Source organism: Acinetobacter zhairuonensis (assembly GCF_022601715.1).
Lineage (GTDB): Bacteria > Pseudomonadota > Gammaproteobacteria > Pseudomonadales > Moraxellaceae > Acinetobacter.
Genome location: NZ_JAKVIM010000011.1, coordinates 56,508 through 75,149 on the forward strand (window position 1 = coordinate 56,508; position 18,642 = coordinate 75,149).

General features: G+C 40.6%; 16 protein-coding genes and 1 tRNA gene. 10 read left to right on the plus strand and 7 right to left on the minus strand.

The genetic code is table 11. The features are described 5' to 3' along the window. Positions 1 to 36 precede the first annotated feature (36 nt). The 3 genes from MKI85_RS10285 to queA are packed head-to-tail and all read right to left on the minus strand — an operon-like array spanning position 37 to position 2,730. The gene (locus tag MKI85_RS10285; RefSeq protein ID WP_241627494.1) at positions 37 to 603 is read right to left on the minus strand and encodes a LemA family protein; all 567 of its coding nucleotides are present in this window, start codon (positions 601 to 603) and stop codon (positions 37 to 39) included. A 36-nt stretch (positions 604 to 639) separates the two neighbouring features. Beyond that, complete coding sequence (locus MKI85_RS10290) at positions 640 to 1,668, minus strand: hypothetical protein (RefSeq protein ID WP_241627496.1); 1,029 nt, start codon at positions 1,666 to 1,668, stop codon at positions 640 to 642. Positions 1,669 to 1,692: 24 nt separating this feature from the next. After that, positions 1,693 to 2,730 (minus strand): tRNA preQ1(34) S-adenosylmethionine ribosyltransferase-isomerase QueA, encoded by a 1,038-nt coding sequence (gene queA, locus MKI85_RS10295; protein ID WP_241627498.1) that lies wholly within the window; start codon positions 2,728 to 2,730, stop codon positions 1,693 to 1,695. 168 nt (positions 2,731 to 2,898) lie between these two features. Between queA and MKI85_RS10300 the strand changes: the two genes are divergently transcribed. Together MKI85_RS10300 and MKI85_RS10305 are read left to right on the plus strand one after the other, a co-directional pair. After that, a tRNA-Leu gene (locus tag MKI85_RS10300) sits at positions 2,899 to 2,985 on the plus strand. Positions 2,986 to 3,172: 187 nt separating this feature from the next. Then, positions 3,173 to 4,480, plus strand: a complete 1,308-nt coding sequence (locus MKI85_RS10305; protein WP_241627500.1) for a tyrosine-type recombinase/integrase — start codon at positions 3,173 to 3,175, stop codon at positions 4,478 to 4,480. A gap of 34 nt (positions 4,481 to 4,514) precedes the next feature. On the opposite strand, the gene MKI85_RS10310 is transcribed toward MKI85_RS10305, so the two are convergent. Continuing rightward, complete coding sequence (locus MKI85_RS10310) at positions 4,515 to 4,784, minus strand: hypothetical protein (RefSeq protein ID WP_016653541.1); 270 nt, start codon at positions 4,782 to 4,784, stop codon at positions 4,515 to 4,517. A 190-nt stretch (positions 4,785 to 4,974) separates the two neighbouring features. Here MKI85_RS10310 and MKI85_RS10315 point away from each other — a divergent pair, with 190 nt between their 5' ends. Continuing rightward, positions 4,975 to 5,298: a hypothetical protein gene (locus tag MKI85_RS10315; protein WP_241627501.1), complete on the plus strand. Its 324-nt coding sequence runs from the start codon at positions 4,975 to 4,977 to the stop codon at positions 5,296 to 5,298. 50 nt (positions 5,299 to 5,348) lie between these two features. Here MKI85_RS10315 and MKI85_RS10320 read toward each other — a convergent pair whose 3' ends face one another. Further along, a complete protein-coding gene (locus MKI85_RS10320) occupies positions 5,349 to 6,119 on the minus strand; it encodes an HNH endonuclease (RefSeq protein ID WP_241627503.1) in 771 nt (256 codons plus the stop codon). A gap of 1,255 nt (positions 6,120 to 7,374) precedes the next feature. Here MKI85_RS10320 and MKI85_RS10325 point away from each other — a divergent pair. The 5 genes from MKI85_RS10325 to MKI85_RS10345 all read left to right on the plus strand — a co-directional run bounded on the left by MKI85_RS10325 (position 7,375) and on the right by MKI85_RS10345 (position 13,171). After that, positions 7,375 to 7,806, plus strand: coding sequence for a hypothetical protein (locus MKI85_RS10325; protein WP_241627505.1), 432 nt, complete (start codon positions 7,375 to 7,377; stop codon positions 7,804 to 7,806). Positions 7,807 to 8,926: 1,120 nt separating this feature from the next. After that, a complete protein-coding gene (locus MKI85_RS10330) occupies positions 8,927 to 10,942 on the plus strand; it encodes a type I restriction endonuclease subunit R (RefSeq protein ID WP_241627507.1) in 2,016 nt (671 codons plus the stop codon). 303 nt (positions 10,943 to 11,245) lie between these two features. Beyond that, the gene (locus MKI85_RS10335; RefSeq protein ID WP_241627509.1) at positions 11,246 to 11,779 is read left to right on the plus strand and encodes a DUF2939 domain-containing protein; all 534 of its coding nucleotides are present in this window, start codon (positions 11,246 to 11,248) and stop codon (positions 11,777 to 11,779) included. 19 nt (positions 11,780 to 11,798) lie between these two features. After that, a complete protein-coding gene (locus MKI85_RS10340; RefSeq protein ID WP_241627511.1) occupies positions 11,799 to 12,326 on the plus strand; it encodes a hypothetical protein in 528 nt (175 codons plus the stop codon). 530 nt (positions 12,327 to 12,856) lie between these two features. Next, positions 12,857 to 13,171 (plus strand): WYL domain-containing protein, encoded by a 315-nt coding sequence (locus tag MKI85_RS10345; protein ID WP_241627513.1) that lies wholly within the window; start codon positions 12,857 to 12,859, stop codon positions 13,169 to 13,171. A gap of 251 nt (positions 13,172 to 13,422) precedes the next feature. On the opposite strand, the gene MKI85_RS10350 is transcribed toward MKI85_RS10345, so the two are convergent. Further along, the gene (locus MKI85_RS10350) at positions 13,423 to 14,637 is read right to left on the minus strand and encodes an amino acid aminotransferase (RefSeq protein WP_241627514.1); all 1,215 of its coding nucleotides are present in this window, start codon (positions 14,635 to 14,637) and stop codon (positions 13,423 to 13,425) included. 166 nt (positions 14,638 to 14,803) lie between these two features. Then, a complete protein-coding gene (locus MKI85_RS10355; RefSeq protein WP_241627516.1) occupies positions 14,804 to 16,201 on the minus strand; it encodes an amino acid permease in 1,398 nt (465 codons plus the stop codon). A gap of 493 nt (positions 16,202 to 16,694) precedes the next feature. Here MKI85_RS10355 and fahA point away from each other — a divergent pair, with 493 nt between their 5' ends. Both fahA and maiA read left to right on the plus strand, forming a co-directional pair. Further along, the gene (fahA, locus tag MKI85_RS10360; protein ID WP_241627528.1) at positions 16,695 to 18,002 is read left to right on the plus strand and encodes a fumarylacetoacetase; all 1,308 of its coding nucleotides are present in this window, start codon (positions 16,695 to 16,697) and stop codon (positions 18,000 to 18,002) included. Then, the gene (maiA, locus tag MKI85_RS10365; protein WP_241627530.1) at positions 17,989 to 18,627 is read left to right on the plus strand and encodes a maleylacetoacetate isomerase; all 639 of its coding nucleotides are present in this window, start codon (positions 17,989 to 17,991) and stop codon (positions 18,625 to 18,627) included. The genes fahA and maiA overlap by 14 nt, the downstream gene beginning before the upstream one ends. Positions 18,628 to 18,642: the final 15 nt, after the last annotated feature.

Consider the following 18,642-nt stretch of genomic DNA (forward strand, 5'->3'; position numbering starts at 1 on the left):
AGCATGGTTGGTCATGCTGCTTTTCTTTTTAAATGATTAGAAGTTTGGTCGATAATCGAAATTTTGCATTGCGGCTGTATCGCGGAATGGACGAATCGCTTTTTTACCTACGGTCATGGTGTTGATGATGTTGTGCGGAAAGATCTGAATTTGGTTGTTAAACAATTCAACATTGCGATTAAAAATGGTAATCGCTGCACCGACATTTTCATTTTGCTCTTCAATTTCATTCATCATTTTCAGATAAATTTCATTGGCTTTGAGTTCGGGATAATTCTCGACCACTACATTTAAACTGTGCATCAATTCTTTATTCAGATTTTCAATACGCTGCAGTTGTGTTACATCGGCATTGTTCAGATTTAAATTCAGAATGTTTTGACGTAATTCGGTCACCTTTTCCAGCGTACCTTTTTCGAAACTAGAATATTGTTCCACCAGTGGAGTCAGGGCATCTAAGATTTTGATTTTCTGACGTTCGTAACTGGCGACATCTGACCATGCGCGGATGGTAGCATTGTGATAGCGTACAATTGTGTTCCGAATCATAATGATTGCGACAATTGCCAGAATAATCAGCAATAAAAAAATGAAGAGCCCCACGCCGTTCCCCTTAATGGTTGTACTTTATAGTGATGGTTATTTTAAAAGCTGTAATAAGTCAGATTTTAACTGTTCTAGATACGGTAATTTAAATGTGCGTAAGTGTCCACGTAAACTGGAAATATCTTGAATGTTTTGCGCTTTACTGGAAATTTTAAATAAATCGTGAGGTCCCAAATAGCACAGCACATTGCTTTCAGGGTGAAACATTAAATCTCCAGCACGATGTTCAAAGAAGTCAGAAATTCTGAGGATTCTTGCTGGGGTGAGGGTTTTTGCCATCTGCATTTGATCACATCCATAAAACTTCAAACGTTGATTGGTTTGAATGTCGCTGGTGTGCCAAGCAAATGAATAGGGATAACCAAATGATTTACTCGCTGTGGTAATGGCCAAGCCTGGCATTTCAATGTCGAAGACAAACACTCCCCAGAGATCACGATGTACTTCCTGAACTTTGATTTGATTACCATCTTTGTCTTTCATGCGCATTTCATTGACGAAATGATATTGAAACACCATGACCTGATGGGCTTGTCCCTGTTCGTCCGTCCAGACTGTACTGGCATAGAGTGGAAACTCGTTAGACTGAGAGCCTTGCTCAAACAAGGGGAATAGGCGTTTTAAGTGCGCAATAAATAAAACAGGATTTAAAGGGATGGAAATATGTTGCGGCTGACGGTGATACGCCAGTTGATATTTTTGTGCGATCGTTTGTTGTTCTAGGTAATCAATAACTTCTTCAATCGGATCATCATCTTCATAGCAAATATAGGCCCAAAACAGCATCAATGCGCCGCAGAATAAACTGGCTTGTGCCCAAAGACTGCTGGGTTGAATTAGGATCGCCAGCATAAAAATACCGCCAGTGATTGCCAGCAACCAAGGCAGGGCATTTTCAAATTTTAAGGTCGTGGGCGCATTCCAAGGATGTAAGCCATCGAGGATGTGTTGATGGCTGTGTGCCTGACGCCCGATATCCCAAAGCCGAGCAATATTGTGAAACACCACCTGATTCTTTTTGCGGCGAATGTGAATCGAATGTCGCACAGTATCCATCGGCATAAGCGGGAACAGTCCTTGTTGTGTTTATCCTGTATAGCGGTCAATCAGCATGGCATCGCCATAACTAAAGAAACGATATTGTTTCGCAACTGCATGTTGGTAGGCATTCAAAATGTTGTCACGATTGGATAACGCAGAAACCAACATCAACAAAGTCGATTCAGGTAAGTGGAAGTTGGTAATGAGACGGTCGACCACTTTAAAATCATAACCTGGGTAAATGAAAATTTGTGTGTCACCGACCCACGCATCAAGTACACCGCCATGTGCCTGTGCTGCACTTTCCACGGCTCGGGTTGCAGTCGTCCCGACAGCAATGACTTTATTGCCACGTGCTTTGGTTTGGCGGATCAGTTCAACCGTTGCAGCGGGAACATCACACCATTCGCTGTGCATAATATGATTGGCAATATCATCGGTACGTACCGGGAGGAAAGTGCCTGCGCCCACGTGCAGTGTTACGAATGCTTTACTGATGCCTTTGGTTTCAAGTTTTTCCAGTAAAGTTTGATCGAAGTGTAAGCTGGCAGTTGGTGCTGCGACACTAGCCAGTTTAGTTGGATCGTTAAATACGGTTTGATAGCGTTCAGTATCAATCGCTTCCGCTTCACGATTAAAATAAGGCGGAATAGGTAGCTGACCACAACGATCCAAAACGTCTAGAATCGGCTGTGAAAATTCGACAATAAACAGATTTTCATGGCGACCCTGAACCGTGACTTTAATTTCTTCTGCACCAATAAACAGTTCTGCACCCGCTTTAGGCGAGTTGCTGGCTTTAATATGGCAATGTGCGATATGGGTATCTTGCAGACGCTCCACCAGCACTTCAACGGCACCGCCTGTGGCACGTTTTCCTTTGAGGCGCGCTTTCATCACTTTGGTATCATTTAGAACCAGTAAATCACCATCATGGAGTAAATTCAGAATGTCGGTAAATTGATGGTCGTGATATTGACCTTGTGCATCTAGATGCAGCAAACGCGATGCGCTACGCGTGTCTAAAGGATATCGAGCAATCAGCTCATCAGGGAGATCAAAATTGAAGTCAGAAAGTTGCATGACACATTTCGCTAAAAAAACTGGCTGTAGTATATGCTTTTTTTCATTTTTTGCTTGAAATTGGTTAAATAAGAGTCTAAAAAAACTATTCTGTTGTAAAAGTAACCAAATGTGAGTATTTGGCGTTGACAAGTTTTTCAAACAGGTTAATATACGCATCAACACCTACCCGAGGTGGTGAAATTGGTAGACGCGGCGGACTCAAAATCCGCTGTCAGAGATGACGTGTCGGTTCGAGTCCGACCCTCGGGACCAGATGAAAAGGAAACCCCTTGAGCATATACAGACTCAAGGGGTTTTTTATTGCATAAAAACAAATGCTTGCATGAAGTTCTAGTCTGCATCTTTGAGATCACATAAGCCACTTTTTAGGTGGTCACTTCGGAAAATGAGTACCCGAATGAGTACCTGAATTTGGTTTGGGTACTCATTATGGAATCTCATGGCTAGAACAATTAAACCCCTAACAGCTTCACAAGTTGAAAAAGCGAAACCAATAGAAAAAGAATACAACCTATTTGATGGTGATGGTCTCTACTTGGTTATACGCTCTTCAGGTACAAAAACTTGGATCCTTCGAATAAAAGACAACTTTGGTAAAGTTCACAAATTAAAGCTAGGCACTTTTCCTGAAATCACTTTAGCATTCGCTCGAGAGAGGCGAGTAGAGTACAAGAGAGCTATAGCTGAAGGTAAAGAACTCGATGAGGTTCTTGGTCGAGGAGAGCATGCCTCAAGAGCAGTTAACTCATTGGAAGTAATATCAAGAGCATGGCTTGAACAGTACGCTAAGCGGAAACCATTAGAAGAACACACCAAGCATAAGCGCATTCGTAAACTTGAAAACCATCTGTTCCCAATGCTTGGTTCTCGTAGCATAGATGAGATTAGACCTAAAGACCTGCGTTTGGTTTTAAACCATATCTATGAGAAGAGTGCTGATAATGCTCAAAGGATTAGAGCTGACCTTGTACTCATTTTTAGTTATGCAGTTCAGTATGGTTACATAGAAGTAAACCATGCAAGAGAAATGGAGAGCCTCGATCTATCAGCCCCTACAAATCATAGACCAGCATTGCCACTTCAACGACTGCCTGAGTTAATTCAAAGGATTAGAGCTGATACAGGCTATGTGCTGACTAAACTGTGCTTGGAGCTAAGCTTACATATCTTTATACGCTCGTCTGAGTTGAGATTTGCACGATGGGGTGAAATAGACTTGGTGAAGAGGCAATGGGTTCTACCTGCTAAGCGAGACCTTGTAAATGGGGTAAAACATTCAGATCGTGGTGCCAAGATGAGAGAGCCCCATATCATTCCTTTGTCTGAACCAGTAGTAGAAATACTACTTAAGGTAAAAGAATTAGGTTGTAGTTCTGAGCTTGTATTTCCAAGTGCTTATGAGCATGCACCGTTTCTTAGTGAGAATACTTTTAATTATGCACTACGGCGTATGGGCTATGACACGCAGAAAGAACTCTGCTTTCATGGGTTTAGAGCCATGGCACGTTCTGCACTAGGTGAGTGTGGTTTGTTTCAGCGTGATGCCATCGAGAAGCAGATGAGTCATCAAGAGCGTAATAATGTGGTGAGTGCTTACACGCATGTTGCAGAGTATTTATATGAACGTAAACGCATGATGGAGTGGTGGAGTCAGTATTTGATAGATATAGAAGCCAAAGAATTTGTGTCTCCTTATACCTATGCAAATGGTGAGAATGTTATAGAGTTTAAACGTGTGATCGCATAAATAAGAAGGCTCTCCAAATGGAGAGCCTTTGTTTTTATAGAGCTGCAAGGGCTTTAACTTGTTCTAGTGGAATATCCTCTAAGTAGCCTTTCTGTTCTAAAAACTTGTCGAGAGCTAAGCTGTAATAGTCTTGCTTAGTTTTTCCAGTAACTTTGCAAACCGTGTCTAAATGTCTGTGATGTTTGGGGGAAACGATAAAAGTCGATTTTGCGGACTTTTCTCTAAGAGGAGTATTCTGTGCAATGATTTCAATTGCTGCTGCTACAGTGTTTTGTATTATCACATCTTCGCTTGAAGTGTTCATAGGGTTCAACGTCCATGTTGATGATTTAATGTAGAGCTATTTTACAATAGGTAAATTTGGACTACCAAATTTGATTTTCAAGGGAAGTAAGTAAGTGAGTAATTACTTACTTTATGCTTGTTTTTCAATAACTTGACATGGGTGTTTAAGTTGGTTAATTTCGAGTCCAAATTTTTTCATGAGAAAGTTTATGATTCAAAAAACAGCTTTATTCGCATTACTGGATCTTGTAATTAATGAACTTGAGACGCAAAGAGATTCATTGTCTCTAAGGAAGCCGAAATATCCAAAAGTAATGGATTTAAATGAACGAGAATTGGATGCTGTCCTTGAATTTATAGCTTTGGGTGGAAAAGAGGGCCGTAGTACTAAAGTTTTGCAAGATCACTTTGGTAAGACTATGAATAAACATAGGGTAAAACTAATATTAGACTGGTTGTTAATTGAAGAAAAGATAGTGAAACGAACTATAAATATGGCAAATTTTTATTCTATAAAAGATAAGTGCTATTAAGTGACTGTATACCTTAGGTCTTTTGCTAGACCTAAGGAACTGCTTTACGGCTATAGCTGATAGGCTGTACGATGCCAATGTAAGAATTTTCTATGCTGCTCATCAACTTGGCGTAGCTTCATAGATGAATGTAAGCCAAGTAATTTACAGTCAGCATTACTAAGTTTTGGGTTGATAATAATTAAACCATCATCATCAAAACTAATGTCACCCTTGTCAAATAAGGTGTCCAAATTTGGTGTTAGTAGTAACCCATTGAATGGATCTAAACGAGCTGATTCATCAATTGCCCATGGGATAATGTGCGAAGCTTTAAGATGTTCCATGTGGTTATAGCCAGTAACAGAGCAACCACCCCAATAGTTTTGTAGAGCTTCCCTAAATTTATCCTGACCAACTCGTACTTTCGTTAATGCTTTGGACTCAGTAATTAGTTCTTGAGTATTTAAGTTAGGGGCTGTACTTGAGGCTTTAGTTTGTAAGCCAAACATTAAATTAATGAATTGGTGTAGTTGAGCTTTTGTCTCAAAGTCAAAGGTGAGAGCTGGATTGGAAGATGCTCCAGCAGGAGTGTAACCTTTGTAGTTTGAGCTACGACCCACTACTCCGCCGTGTACTGGAATAGTTTTTGCTGCTTCTAGCTTCGATTCGTACTGCAAGGGGATAGCTAAGACTAGCTTCTTACTCTCATCTGGTTTTTTAATATGAACCAAATGAGACAAAGCAGGATGACTTAAGCGGTATACTTTTTTAGTGCTGCCATCTTCAAAAAAACCTAGGCTTAATAGCTCTGAAAGAATAGTTTCTGCAATTAGATACATACTTTTTATAACCCATCGTTGTGATTAATTTTAGTATGAAGGGTGGAAGTAGGAAGTTTATGGGAAAAATGAACTTTGTGAACTATTTGTTTGATTTGTAGTCTTTTTGGGTTGTATGGCTAGATAGGATATTTGTAGAACTTGAGAGTATTAGATGCTTACATTATATTAAATGAGTGGCTGCAACCACTCTAACCACTTCTTAATAAACTGATCTACTGATTAGTACTAAGAACAAGAACACGATGATTAGTGTGAATAATCGCATCGTATAAAGCCTCCTTGTAAAAGGGGGCTTTTCTTTTATGCTTTAAAGAAAAGGTGTCTATGGGACACCTTTTCTCGTTGATAGGTTTCTCTCAGACACCTTTACGCCTGTTTCAGTGTCTGTGTGACACCTATGCGAAGCCCAGCACTTACCATGCCCTTAGGAATCCCTGCCAAGGGATGACGACATAGGCATGGGAAGTGGCTTGATAAGAGGTAGATTTGAATCAACCTTGTTAATAGTAATAAGAAGCGTAGGCCTGTGATAATCAAAGATAGATCGTCAGATGTCTGTGACAGGACTTCAAATACTTCCAGCAGGTGAATGATATGAAGTGTAAACGATACGATCTTATCAAGGACGGATAACATTTGGTAAATGCGTTTTAGGGACATATAAACTCGACTAACCTTATAAAGTTAGTTCCTTATTATTCACATCTAAAAACAGCCATTTCTCCAGTTTTCCTACTTTGAATATCTACCTGTCATCGATGTTTGTAGAGCGTATTAGACAAGGCTAAGAATGTTCTGTATATAAACCAATAAGAAGAGAAGTAAACTAAACCAAGCATATAAGAATTAGATCATTGCTGGTTGTAGGTAACATGACCAAGGATGAGATAACTAAAGCGGCTAGGTGAGGTGTTGTAACTGTTCGCCGTTTAAGAAGGTCATAATTTAATTTACCCGATCAGATGAAGTTCATACGCCACTCCGTTTGTATGAACATGCATCTGATCAGGTAAAGCCATTCGGGTTATGGGAAATTACTTAAGTTAGTACGAGGGTAGTGTTTACGCCGTTTAAAACCATAGAGCAAAACACCCCCCCCCCGGGAGGTCATGCCAGGAAAAGGATTCTTATGTTGGAGAGTTAACTTTCTAGATAGATAAGAGCTTTTAGAGTGTGCGCTTCGCGCACTTGAATGGAGAACATCAAAAGATAGTTCCCATTGTACTGAGTTCAATCTACAGGAAGTTTAAGCATGAACATTCAAACCAAAGCAGTCCTTACCTTTACCCAAGAAGACATCATTAATGCACTTTTAGCTTATGCTGAAAGCCAAGGTTTTGAGGCTGGTGATAAGGATGTTGTTGCACAAGACATTCCAGAGGAATTAGCTCTTGTGATTATGAGTAAGCCTGAAACATTATCAGGCCTTCAGGCGGAGATAATAGAAGCCAACTCTAGCAAGTCTGGAGCTATTCCTGCCCCAAGTGAAGCCAAGGTTACAGAGGTGGTCTCTAATCACCTTTCACAGGCCCCACATGAGCCTAAAGCTCAGGGAGTACTTGTTAGTGAGGGCAGTGAACCTAGCACTCAAACCAATGAAAAGAAGCGCACAAGAAGCATCTTTGATGACGATGTTGAAGATGTACCCACGCCAAAGAAAATGACAACTAATCTGTTTGCATAACAGGGCTTTCAATTAGCTAGGGCTACATTTATGTAGCTCTAGCCAAAAGTAGAAAAGTTAGACAAATTTAAAGAAATTGTATTCTTATCATACACTTGAAAACTATTTTGCTTGACAGTGCTCTTGACAGGTCTAAAATCCCTTTTATTCCCCTAATAGTGCTAAAGAGTGCTTTTAAGGCTTCGTTCCAGTGCGCAACGCGCACACTAGCTAGAAGAACTAATAGTACTAAAAGGCTAGGACGTAAAAAAAGAAAACCGATAGTCTAAGTGCCCATTTCGTAATTCCGATATACCACCGAAATCCTAAATCAAATTGGCATCCCTGAAAGCTATGTAGGGCTTATTACTGGGGTGTTTGATTCAAGTACCTTGCCGATATACTAAAGCTGCTCATAGTGATTCAATCGACTGTATCTAGCCGATAGCTTATGCATATCCTATCTAATTAGTAACTTGTATTCTTGATCCTTGAAAAGTGTTTAGTCGTCATTTTAGTAATAGTTTGAGTAACTAGGGGAAATTATCCTATCTAGATGATGAGGGGTATAACGCTGTCCAGTCCTTGTATTCAATCGGTATGCTTAAATGAAACTCTGCTTGAAGTTCAGGGGCTAAATTACTTTGAAGGCTGAATAGGCATCAAATATCCTATCTAGGGAATATATGGAATTGAGGATACTACTGAATTTTCTTGGTGAGCTTGGAAAGACTTTTAAAAGAGGGTAAATGTATATAAATTAAAACAAGTGATTGATTTATAAGCATTTAATCTTAAATTCTATGGACTTGTCTGTTGACATGATTTATTCTCTATTTCATACAATGCTTTGCCCTATTTTGTAATACTTAACGAGCGGAGTGAAGTTAAGTATTACAAAATAGGGCTCTATAAGGCTCACATCTACTTTACCCCCGCCAAATCCATATCCCGCCTTCAACTCTTTCGGTAGATTGATCCGATAGGATAATAATCTTCATAGTAGTCATTGTATGGTTCTAAGTTTGAACAAACGAATGGATTAAGTCTGGGTAAGAGTAGGCTTATACGTGAATAATCACCTAAAATGCGCCCCTCATTTTATAAGGGGGTGGTATGGACTACGATGACTTAAAGAAGATTGCAAAAGAGATATACCTCGAAGCAAATAATCAGAATAGGCGATGCGAAGTCTCGCTCTAACATCGTAGTAATTGCAGATGAGGCACATCGCTCTCAGTATGGCTTTAATGCCAAAGAAGTTGATGTAAAAGATGCTAATGGCAAAGTGGTTGGCAAGCGTACTGTGTATGGTTTTGCAAAGTACATGCGAGATGCTTTACCGAATGCGACTTACCTTGGTTTCACAGGAACACCAATTGAAAAGACAGATGTAAATACGCCAGCAGTCTTTGGAAACTATGTAGACATCTATGACATTTCTCAGGCAGTAGAAGATGGTGCAACTGTCCGAATTTTCTATGAAAGCCGTTTGGCTAAAATTGCGATCAGTGATGAAGGTAAAGAACTCATTGAGCAGTTTGATGAGCAATTTAGCGAAGATGATTTAAACCAGACTCAAAAAGAACGTGCAAAATGGGCGCGAGTAGAAGGACTCATTGGTAGTAAAGAACGTATTAGAGCAATTGCAAAAGACATTGTAGAACACTTTGAGCAGCGTCTAGTAGCCAATGCAAACCAAGGGAAAGGCATGATCGTGAGCATGTCACGCCGTATAGCTGTAGATCTCTATAATGAGATAGTAAAAATTAAGCCTGAATGGCATAGCGATGATTTAAACGATGGCGTAATTAAAGTTGTAATGACTTCTGCTGCCTCTGATGGTGAGGATATAGCAAAGCATCACACGACTAAGCAGCAACGACAAACTCTAGCAAATCGAATGAAAGATGATAATGACAAGCTGAAGCTCGTCATTGTTCGTGATATGTGGCTAACTGGTTTTGATGCACCAAGTATGCATACACTTTACATCGACAAGCCAATGAAAGGTCATAACCTCATGCAAGCCATTGCACGAGTAAACCGAGTGTATAAAGACAAGATAGGTGGTTTAGTCGTTGACTACTTGGGAATTGCTTCTGACCTTAAAGAAGCCCTATCTTTCTATTCAGAAGCGGGTGGTAAAGGTGATCCTGCTCTCATCCAAGATGAAGCAGCGACTATCTTACAAGAAAAGCTAGAAGTACTTGATTGCATCATGCACGGCTATGACTATCGAGAATACTTCACTGCAACGACCTCTAGGAAGCTCAGCATAATTTTGGAAGCTGAAGATCACATTCTAGGTGTTGATCAAGGGCAGGGAAGAACACGTTTTTTAAATGCTGTAGCTGCTATGTCGCAGGCATTTGCATTGGCAACGCCACACCCATCAGCAATGGAGGCTGCACATATCGTGGCATTCTTCCAAGCAGTGAAAGCGCGTTTAGCTAAGTTTGATTATGGTACAGGCAAAATAACTGGTTTAAGTAATTCAGAGCTTGAAGCCAAGGTAAAACAAACCATAGATGAAGCATTGGTAACCGAGCAAGTTGTAGCCATCTTTGATGCTGCAGGAATTCAAAAACCAGACATTTCGATTCTTTCTGATGAGTTCATGCAAGAAATGAAAGGCTATGAGCATAAAAACATTGCCTTAGAAACGTTGAAGAAGTTACTGAGTGATGAAATTAAGATGCGTGGTCATCGCAGTGTTACTCAGGGCAAGAAACTGATGGATATGTTGAGTACTGCCATTAAGGGTTATCAGAATAAAGTTCTTACAGCAGCACAAGTCATTGATGAGCTAATCAAGTTAGCTAAAGCCATCCAAGAGTCAGATAAGTTGGCACAAGAGCTGAAACTTACTGAATATGAATATGCCTTCTATTCTGCTGTCGCTGAAAATGACAGTGCAAGAGAACTAATGCAGAAAGAGATCCTAAGAGAACTTGCTGTAGTGCTCACTGAGTCTATTCGAAAGAATGTCACTTTGGATTGGACAATTAAAGAAGCTGCGCGAGCGAAGCTAAGAGTCATTGTGAAGCGACTTTTGAAAAAGTATGGTTATCCGCCTGATATGGCATTACTGGCTACTGAGACTGTGCTCGAACAGGCAGAATTGCTGGCTGAGGGCTTCGCAGAAGCAGCTTAACTGTGTAGTTTTTGGGGGAGCTTTAGGTACTCATTTTTGCGAATAAGTACCTAGATGAGTACCTGAGCCTATGCTACACTACAAAAAGTGCTTATGTGTCAAAGAGATGACGTGTCGGTTCGAGTCCGACCCTCGGGACCAAATATTAAAGAGCCCTCAAGCATATTAAGACTTGGGGGTTTTTTATTGTCTAAAGTTTTGTATGTTCCGCCTTAAACTTTTTTAGATAATCGTCTTCAGCTTTTGATTCCTTCAATAACACGCTATGTTATGCCTGAAGATTGCATTATTTGGAAAAAAACAATGAATAAGAAAATCACTTGGTCAATTATCGGCTTGTTGTTGATTGTTTTGGGTTATGTTTATGCCACGCCTTATCTGGTGTTAAATAAGATGAAAAATGCGGCACAAGCAGGCGATAGTGCCAAACTCTCTGAATATATTGATTATTCAAGTGTGCGACAAAATCTAAAAGATCAGATCAATTCGCACATGCTTCAAGAATTAGGCATAGATGAAAAAAGCCGTTTGGCGAATTTGGGACAAAAACTGGCTTCAACGCTGTTAGATAAAATGGTCGATAGCGTGGTGACACCAGAGGGAATGACGATGGTGTTACAAGGGCGGGGTCTGAAAGAAGTTTATCAAGCTAAAGTGACGCAAGAAACTGCTGAAGTCAAACAACAACATAAGCCTCAATATAAAGCAGGGTATACTTCTTGGCAGAATTTTGAAGTACAGATTCAAGCACCTGAGTACTCAAGAGTAATCAAGATCAACATGGTGCGAGATGGTTTCAGTTGGAAGGTTAACAAGGTTGGCATTCCATTGCAGTAAGCAAGATTAGAGTAAGTCGATGTTTGGTAAACAGAAAACACAATCAACGCGTAAGCAGCCTGTCAAAATGATTTTGGTGATCGGGTTGGTTGTAGCAGCATTATTCGCGAGTGCGGGTGTGTTTTATTATTATGTCATTTTTGTGCCAAAGCTGGAGCAGCAAAAACTTGATTTGGAACAACAGAAAATCAAGCAAAAGCAAGAAGAGCAAAAGGCACTCAAGAAAAAACAATGGCAGGCAGAACAGCGAAAGCAGGTTTATCAAAACTGCATTAATGATGCGGAGCAGAGCTATAACAACAATTGGGCGAATACATGCCAGCAGCTTGTTGAACAGAATCAGAACAATCTAGAGCAATGTTTAAATGATCGTAGAGTTATGCTCAATCCATTTAAGGGCGAAACTTACTGTTTAGAATTGTTTGGTAAAACTGAATTCAATGCAAATTGTGAATTACCCGTGGACGTTGCTGATCAATTAGAGCGAAATCGGGTACAGGCTAAACAAGCCTGCGCCAGTGAAGCTCAAAATATGGTGTTCGAGTAAATCGTTATTCAATCCGAATACTTGAATTGGTGTATTTCCAGACTCAAGTATTCGACGTTATTTTGAGGGTCGCCGTAATTGATATTCAGTATAGGCACGATATCCTCTAGTTTTTAAATGTTATGGATTGGCAAAATATTAGATTTAAATGGCAGAGATAATAAGAGTGTTGTTTTGATCCTTGAGGCTTTAATCTATTGATCTAAACTCTATTTAAATAACAAATAAGACAATTGACTGAACTATATATAAAGCAAAAATAATTTAAGTAAATCGAATAATTACATTATATATAAATCTATTTTTTATATTTAATTAAAATTGATGCGAAATTTGAATCAATTGTTGAAAAGCAGTTTGCTACAATCGCGCATTCTTTCGAACTATTCAAAATAGATAAAGAATTTAAAAGAAATAAGGGGTGTGATTTGAAGGTCGAAATTGCGGGCGTGGTATTGGCGGTTGTTTTCTTTAGCGGTTTAATGTTGATTGGGCGAAGAAATCGAGCAAATTGTCATGATGCACATTCAATGGCATCTCAACTTGATTCAAAGGAGCAAAAAGAAAGCCTTAGTGCTGAGCCTGTATGCTTATGTGAACCATGTAGAACGATTGAAATTTTATATCAAAATTCAAAGGGACAAATGACGATTCGCGATATTGATGTGCTTCGTGTTTATCAAGAAAATCAGCAATGGTATGTCGAGGCATTCTGTCACCTGCTTACGGAGCAACGTATTTTTCAGGTAGAGCAAATTAAATGTTTAAAATGTCCAAAGCATTGTTCTCGTTTAATTAATTCTGCAGAAATTTTGGAATATTTAACTAAGCATATTTCTTTATAGGTATTGAGATACTTTTAAACTAAGTCTTATAAGCTGAACTATACGAGTATCAGTTTGTTATTTATAAGTACAGGATTTCTTTTTATATCCAATATGAGAATACTTATTCAGTTTGATTCCTTTGATGTGATGGGAAATTTATTTTTGCAAATAGAGATGTCAATTTTGGAACTGAATATTATTATTGGCTGTGCCTGAAAATAGAAAAACCAAGACTGTTCAAAACAATCTTGGTTTTTAAGAACTAAAAATTAAGCTTGAGCAGGGGCTTTCGCTAAAACTTCAGCCATAGCTTTGGCGACGACATAAACGTTGTTCATGTTTAAGCCAGCCACACAGATACGACCACTACGCACCAAGTAAATCGCATAGTCTTCACGTAAAGTGTCGACTTGCTCGCCTGTTAAGCCTGTATAGCTAAACATACCTTTTTGTTCAATCAGGTAGTTGAAGTCACGCTCTGGAAGTGCTTTGGTGAGTTCATCTTTCAAAATACGACGCATTTTAATAATACGTTCACGCATTTCTTTCACTTCATTTTGCCATTGTTGATTTAACGCAGAGTCATTTAAAACTTGGTCAACCAACCATGCACCTGTTGTCGGTGGGCTAGAGTAGATACGACGTACAGTCGCTTTCAACTGACCAAATGTGCATTGTGCAGAAGCTGCATCGTCACATACAAAAGTCAAACCGCCAACACGCTCACCGTAAAGTGAGAAAATCTTAGAGAATGAGTTGCTGACAATAAAGTTCAAGCCCGCTTGGTCAAGTGCACGAATCGCATACGCATCTTGTTCCATGCCTTCACCAAAGCCTTGGTAGGCGATGTCTAAGAAAGGAATAAGTTGACGTGCTTTTAATACGGCAATCACTTGATCCCACTGCGCAGGCGTTAAATCTGCACCTGTTGGGTTGTGACAGCAAGGGTGTAATAACACTACGCTTTGTTCAGGCAATTGTTGTAAGCAAGACAACATGCCATCAAAGTCTACACCGCGAGTTTCAGCATCGAAGTATGGGTAGAAATGCGTTTTCAAGCCTGCGCCATTAAAAATCGCAACGTGGTTGTCCCAAGTTGGTTGGCTCACCCAAACTTCAGAATTTGGGAAATAATTTTTTAAGAAGTCTGCACCGACTTTCAATGCACCTGAACCACCTAAAGTTTGGATGGTTACGGCACGACCACTTTGTACTGCTGGGCTATTTTCACCGAACAACAAGGCTTGAATCGCATCGCGGTAAGGTTTGAAACCTTCCATTGGCAAATACAATTTGGTTTTGCTTTGTTGTGGCTCAAGACGCTTTTGCGCTTCCATGATTGTTTCAAGCTGAGGCACAATACTATCTTCGTTGTAGTAAAGACCAATACTTAAATTTACTTTACCTTCACGTGGATCGGTATTGAACTGTTCCATAAGCGACAAAATTGGGTCGCCTGCATAAGGAGGGATATGTTGAAACATTAAAAAATCCTTGATTGTTGCAGCTAGGGTCAAACTGTTCGCGCTTCGCATCGCCCAGTTATCGATGCTGATAACTTAAGCCGATTTGCATGGGTTTTGCAAGACCAGTTTCAAACTATGCGATTCTGGTCTTACATGGGGGAGGACAGAGTTTTATTCAATAGCCTTATTTAAAAGAACTATCGGTTTTCAGGATGAAGTTGGTATCGGCAGCTTTGTGTTTACGTTGCTTGATCCAATACGCCAAACTTAAGCAGCCGACCCATGCAGGAATCATATACACCGCAATCCGCATGTCAGGGGTCATGCTCATAATTACCAAAATCCCCAACATAAACGCAATACACAGATAATTGGTAAATGGATAAGCCAAGCTTGGGAACAACGTGCTTTGTTGCTGTTGTTGCATGCTTTGACGGAATTTTAAATGCGTGATTGAAATCACCACCCAGTTAATCACAATCGCCGCTACGACCAACATCATCAGTAAGCCAAAGGCTTTTTCTGGGAAAATGTAATTTAACAATACGCACAGGGCAGTCACTAATGCTGAAATCAGGACCGCATTCACAGGAATACCGCGAGCATTAATTTTCTTTAGGAATTGTGGTGCATTGCCTTGTTCGGCTAAGCCAAGCAACATGCGGCTGCTGCAATAGCTGGTGCCGTTATAGACTGACACCGCTGCGGTTAAAATCACAAAGTTTAAAGCAGTTGCCACACCATGGCTATCTAACGAAGCAAACACCATCACAAATGGGCTGCCGCCTTGTGCCATTTGATTCCATGGGAATAAGGCTAACAGTACGACTAAGGTGAAGATATAGAAAATCAAAATGCGGTAAATAATCTGATTGACGGCTTTGGGTAAGGTTTGTTGCGGATCACGTGCTTCTGCTGCGGTAATGCCGAACAGTTCAATGCCACCAAAGGCAAATACAATTGCCGCCATGGCCATGACCAAGCCACTGACACCATTGGGGAAGAAACCACCAAGTGCCCAAAGGTTGCTGATTGCGGCTTGAGAGCCTGCGCTGCCTGTTGCCAGCAAATAAGAGCCAAAGCCAATCATGGCAACAATGGCGAGAATTTTGATAATCGAAAACCAGAACTCCATTTCGCCAAACAGTTTCACATGGAGCAAGTTAATGAAATTAATCAATATAAAGAAGCCGAGTGCCGACATCCAAGTCGGAATTTCAGGCCACCAGTATTGCACATACAGTCCAACTGCGCTGAGTTCGGCCATACAGACCAAAACATTCAGTACCCAATAATTCCAGCCAGACATGAAGCCAGCAAAGCGTCCCCAATATTTATTGGCAAAATAACTAAACGAACCACTCACAGGTTCTTGCACCACCATTTCGCCCAGTTGACGCATCATGAAAAACGCAATTAAACCTGCAATGGCATAGCCAAGAATGACCGATGGACCTGCAAGTTTGATGGATTGAGAAATACCGAGGAATAGACCCGTACCGATTGCGCCGCCTAGGGCAATCAGCTGGATATGACGGTTGGATAAACCGTGCTTGAGCTGACCGTGATCATTGTGTGACATATGATTCTTCTCATCCTTGTCGTGTAATTATTTCCTAAAAAATTACGTATATCATAAATTGATTAAAAAATAATATACAAGTGAAACACCGAATTATTTTTTATTTCCCTTAAAAATAAAAAACCTAGGCGTAATTCTGTATGCAGTGCTTACTGTTTAACGTCCATTTCTTAACAAAAATGCACCAAATATGGGCGTTTATTGTAGCGAGTTCATCGGAGTTTTCTAGCCAGCAGCGGTGCTTTAAACAGCACTTGAGTCGTATGGGCTAAGAGCTTGGAAGTACAATCAATGAATAAAATTATGAATAAAGTAATTAAATTATATATTGCGTAATTTTATAAACTCAGTATGATGAAATGAAGTTGAGCCGATTGTGGCGGTGAAGTGGATAAAAATTTTGAGTTAATTATATGATTTTTATTCAAGAAGTTTAATTTCATCCGCACAGTGGAGCACAGAATATCGAGAAAATAACAAGGATGGCACTATCATGAATTCGCAATTGAGCTGTTTTATTCCTGTTCCAGTCGATTCAGATTTCACTATTCATAATTTACCTTATGGCATTTTTAGTCGCACTCAGGATGGCGAGCGACGTGTTGGTGTGGCGATTGGTGAGTGGATTTTAGACTTGGCAGCTTTGGAGCAGGCAGGTGTTTTACGCCTGAGTGAGCATGAGCACTATTTTAATCAATCCAGTCTGAATAAATTTATCGCATCGGGTTCAAGCAACTGGCACAAAGTACGTCGAGAGTTACAACACCTTTTGGCACTGGATAATCCACGCTTACAGAATGATGCCGATTTGCAGCAACAGGTGCTCTATAAACAGCAAGATGCCATCATGCATTTACCTGTACAGATTTCAGGTTATACCGATTTTTATTCTTCTAAAGAACATGCCACCAATGTCGGCTGCATGTTCCGTGACCCTAAAAATGCCTTATTGCCGAACTGGAGCGAGTTACCCGTCGGTTATAACGGGCGTGCCAGTTCTGTGGTGGTCAGTGGTACTGACATTGTGCGTCCATCAGGTCAAATCAAATTGCCTGAACAAGAGCGTCCAGTTTTTTCAGCCACCCGTAAGCTGGATTTTGAATTGGAAACGGCTTTTATTGTCGGTCAACCAAGTCGCTTAGGTCAGCCGATTCATATAGATGATGCTGAAGCACATATCTTTGGCATGGTGCTGTTGAATGACTGGTCGGCACGAGATATTCAGCAATGGGAATATGTGCCTTTAGGTCCGTTTAATGCCAAAACCTTTGCCAGTGCCATTTCGCCGTGGGTCGTGACCATGCAAGCCTTGCAACCGTTCAAGGTGCAGGGTCCTGTGCAAGAGCCACGCCCTTTAGCCTATTTACAAGAAACAGCTGAAAGTAGTTATGACATTCAGCTTTCGGTAGTAATTCAATCTGCGCAAAGTGCCAGTGCAGATGTGATTTGCCAGACCAATTTTAAATATATGTACTGGTCGATGGCACAACAACTGACGCATCACACCATTGCAGGCTGCAATGTCAATGTCGGTGATTTGATGGGTTCGGGTACGATTTCGGGGTCAAGCAAAGATTCCTACGGCAGTTTGCTGGAACTCACCTGGAATACGACTACACCTTTAACTTTAGCCAATGGCGAACAGCGTGGTTTCTTGCAGGATGGCGATACCGTCATCATGAAGGGTCATGCAGAAAAAGAGGGCATCCGCGTAGGTTTTGGTGAAGTCCGAAATACCATTTTACCTGCTTTAAGTTTTGACTTTGCCGAAGCAGAGCAGGCGCAGCATGAAACTGTATAGCTATTTTCGCAGCTCGGCGGCGTTTCGTATTCGTATTGCCTTGAATTTAAAAGGTTTGAGTTATGACACGCAAGCGGTGCATTTGCTGAAACAGGGCGGTGAACAGCATGCGGCAGAGTATGCGGCACTTAATCCGAGTGAGTTGGTGCCGACTTTATTGGATCAGCAGTATGTCCTGATCCAATCGATGAGCATTCTTGAATATCTGGAAGAAGCTTATCCGAAGACTGCCTTGTTGCCTCAGGACCTGCATCAACGCGCTCAGGTACGTGCTTTTGCCCAGCATATTGCTTGTGAAATTCATCCACTGAATAACTTGCGAGTGTTGCAGTACTTGGAGCAGACGCTTGAAGTGAGCAACAGCGAGAAAACGGCATGGTACCAACACTGGATTAAGCTCGGTTTTCACAGCCTAGAGCAACAATTACAGCACTCCAATGGGCAGTACTGTTTTGGTGAACAGCCCACTTTTGCCGATTGTTGTCTGATTCCACAAGTGTATAACGCCAAACGTTTTCAAATTGATTTAACGGAATATCCAAAAATCCAGTCGATTTATACGCACTGTATGCAGTTGGCAGCGTTTCATCAGGCTGCACCTGAACAACAAGCCGATTGGGAATAAAACAGAAAAAGGAGT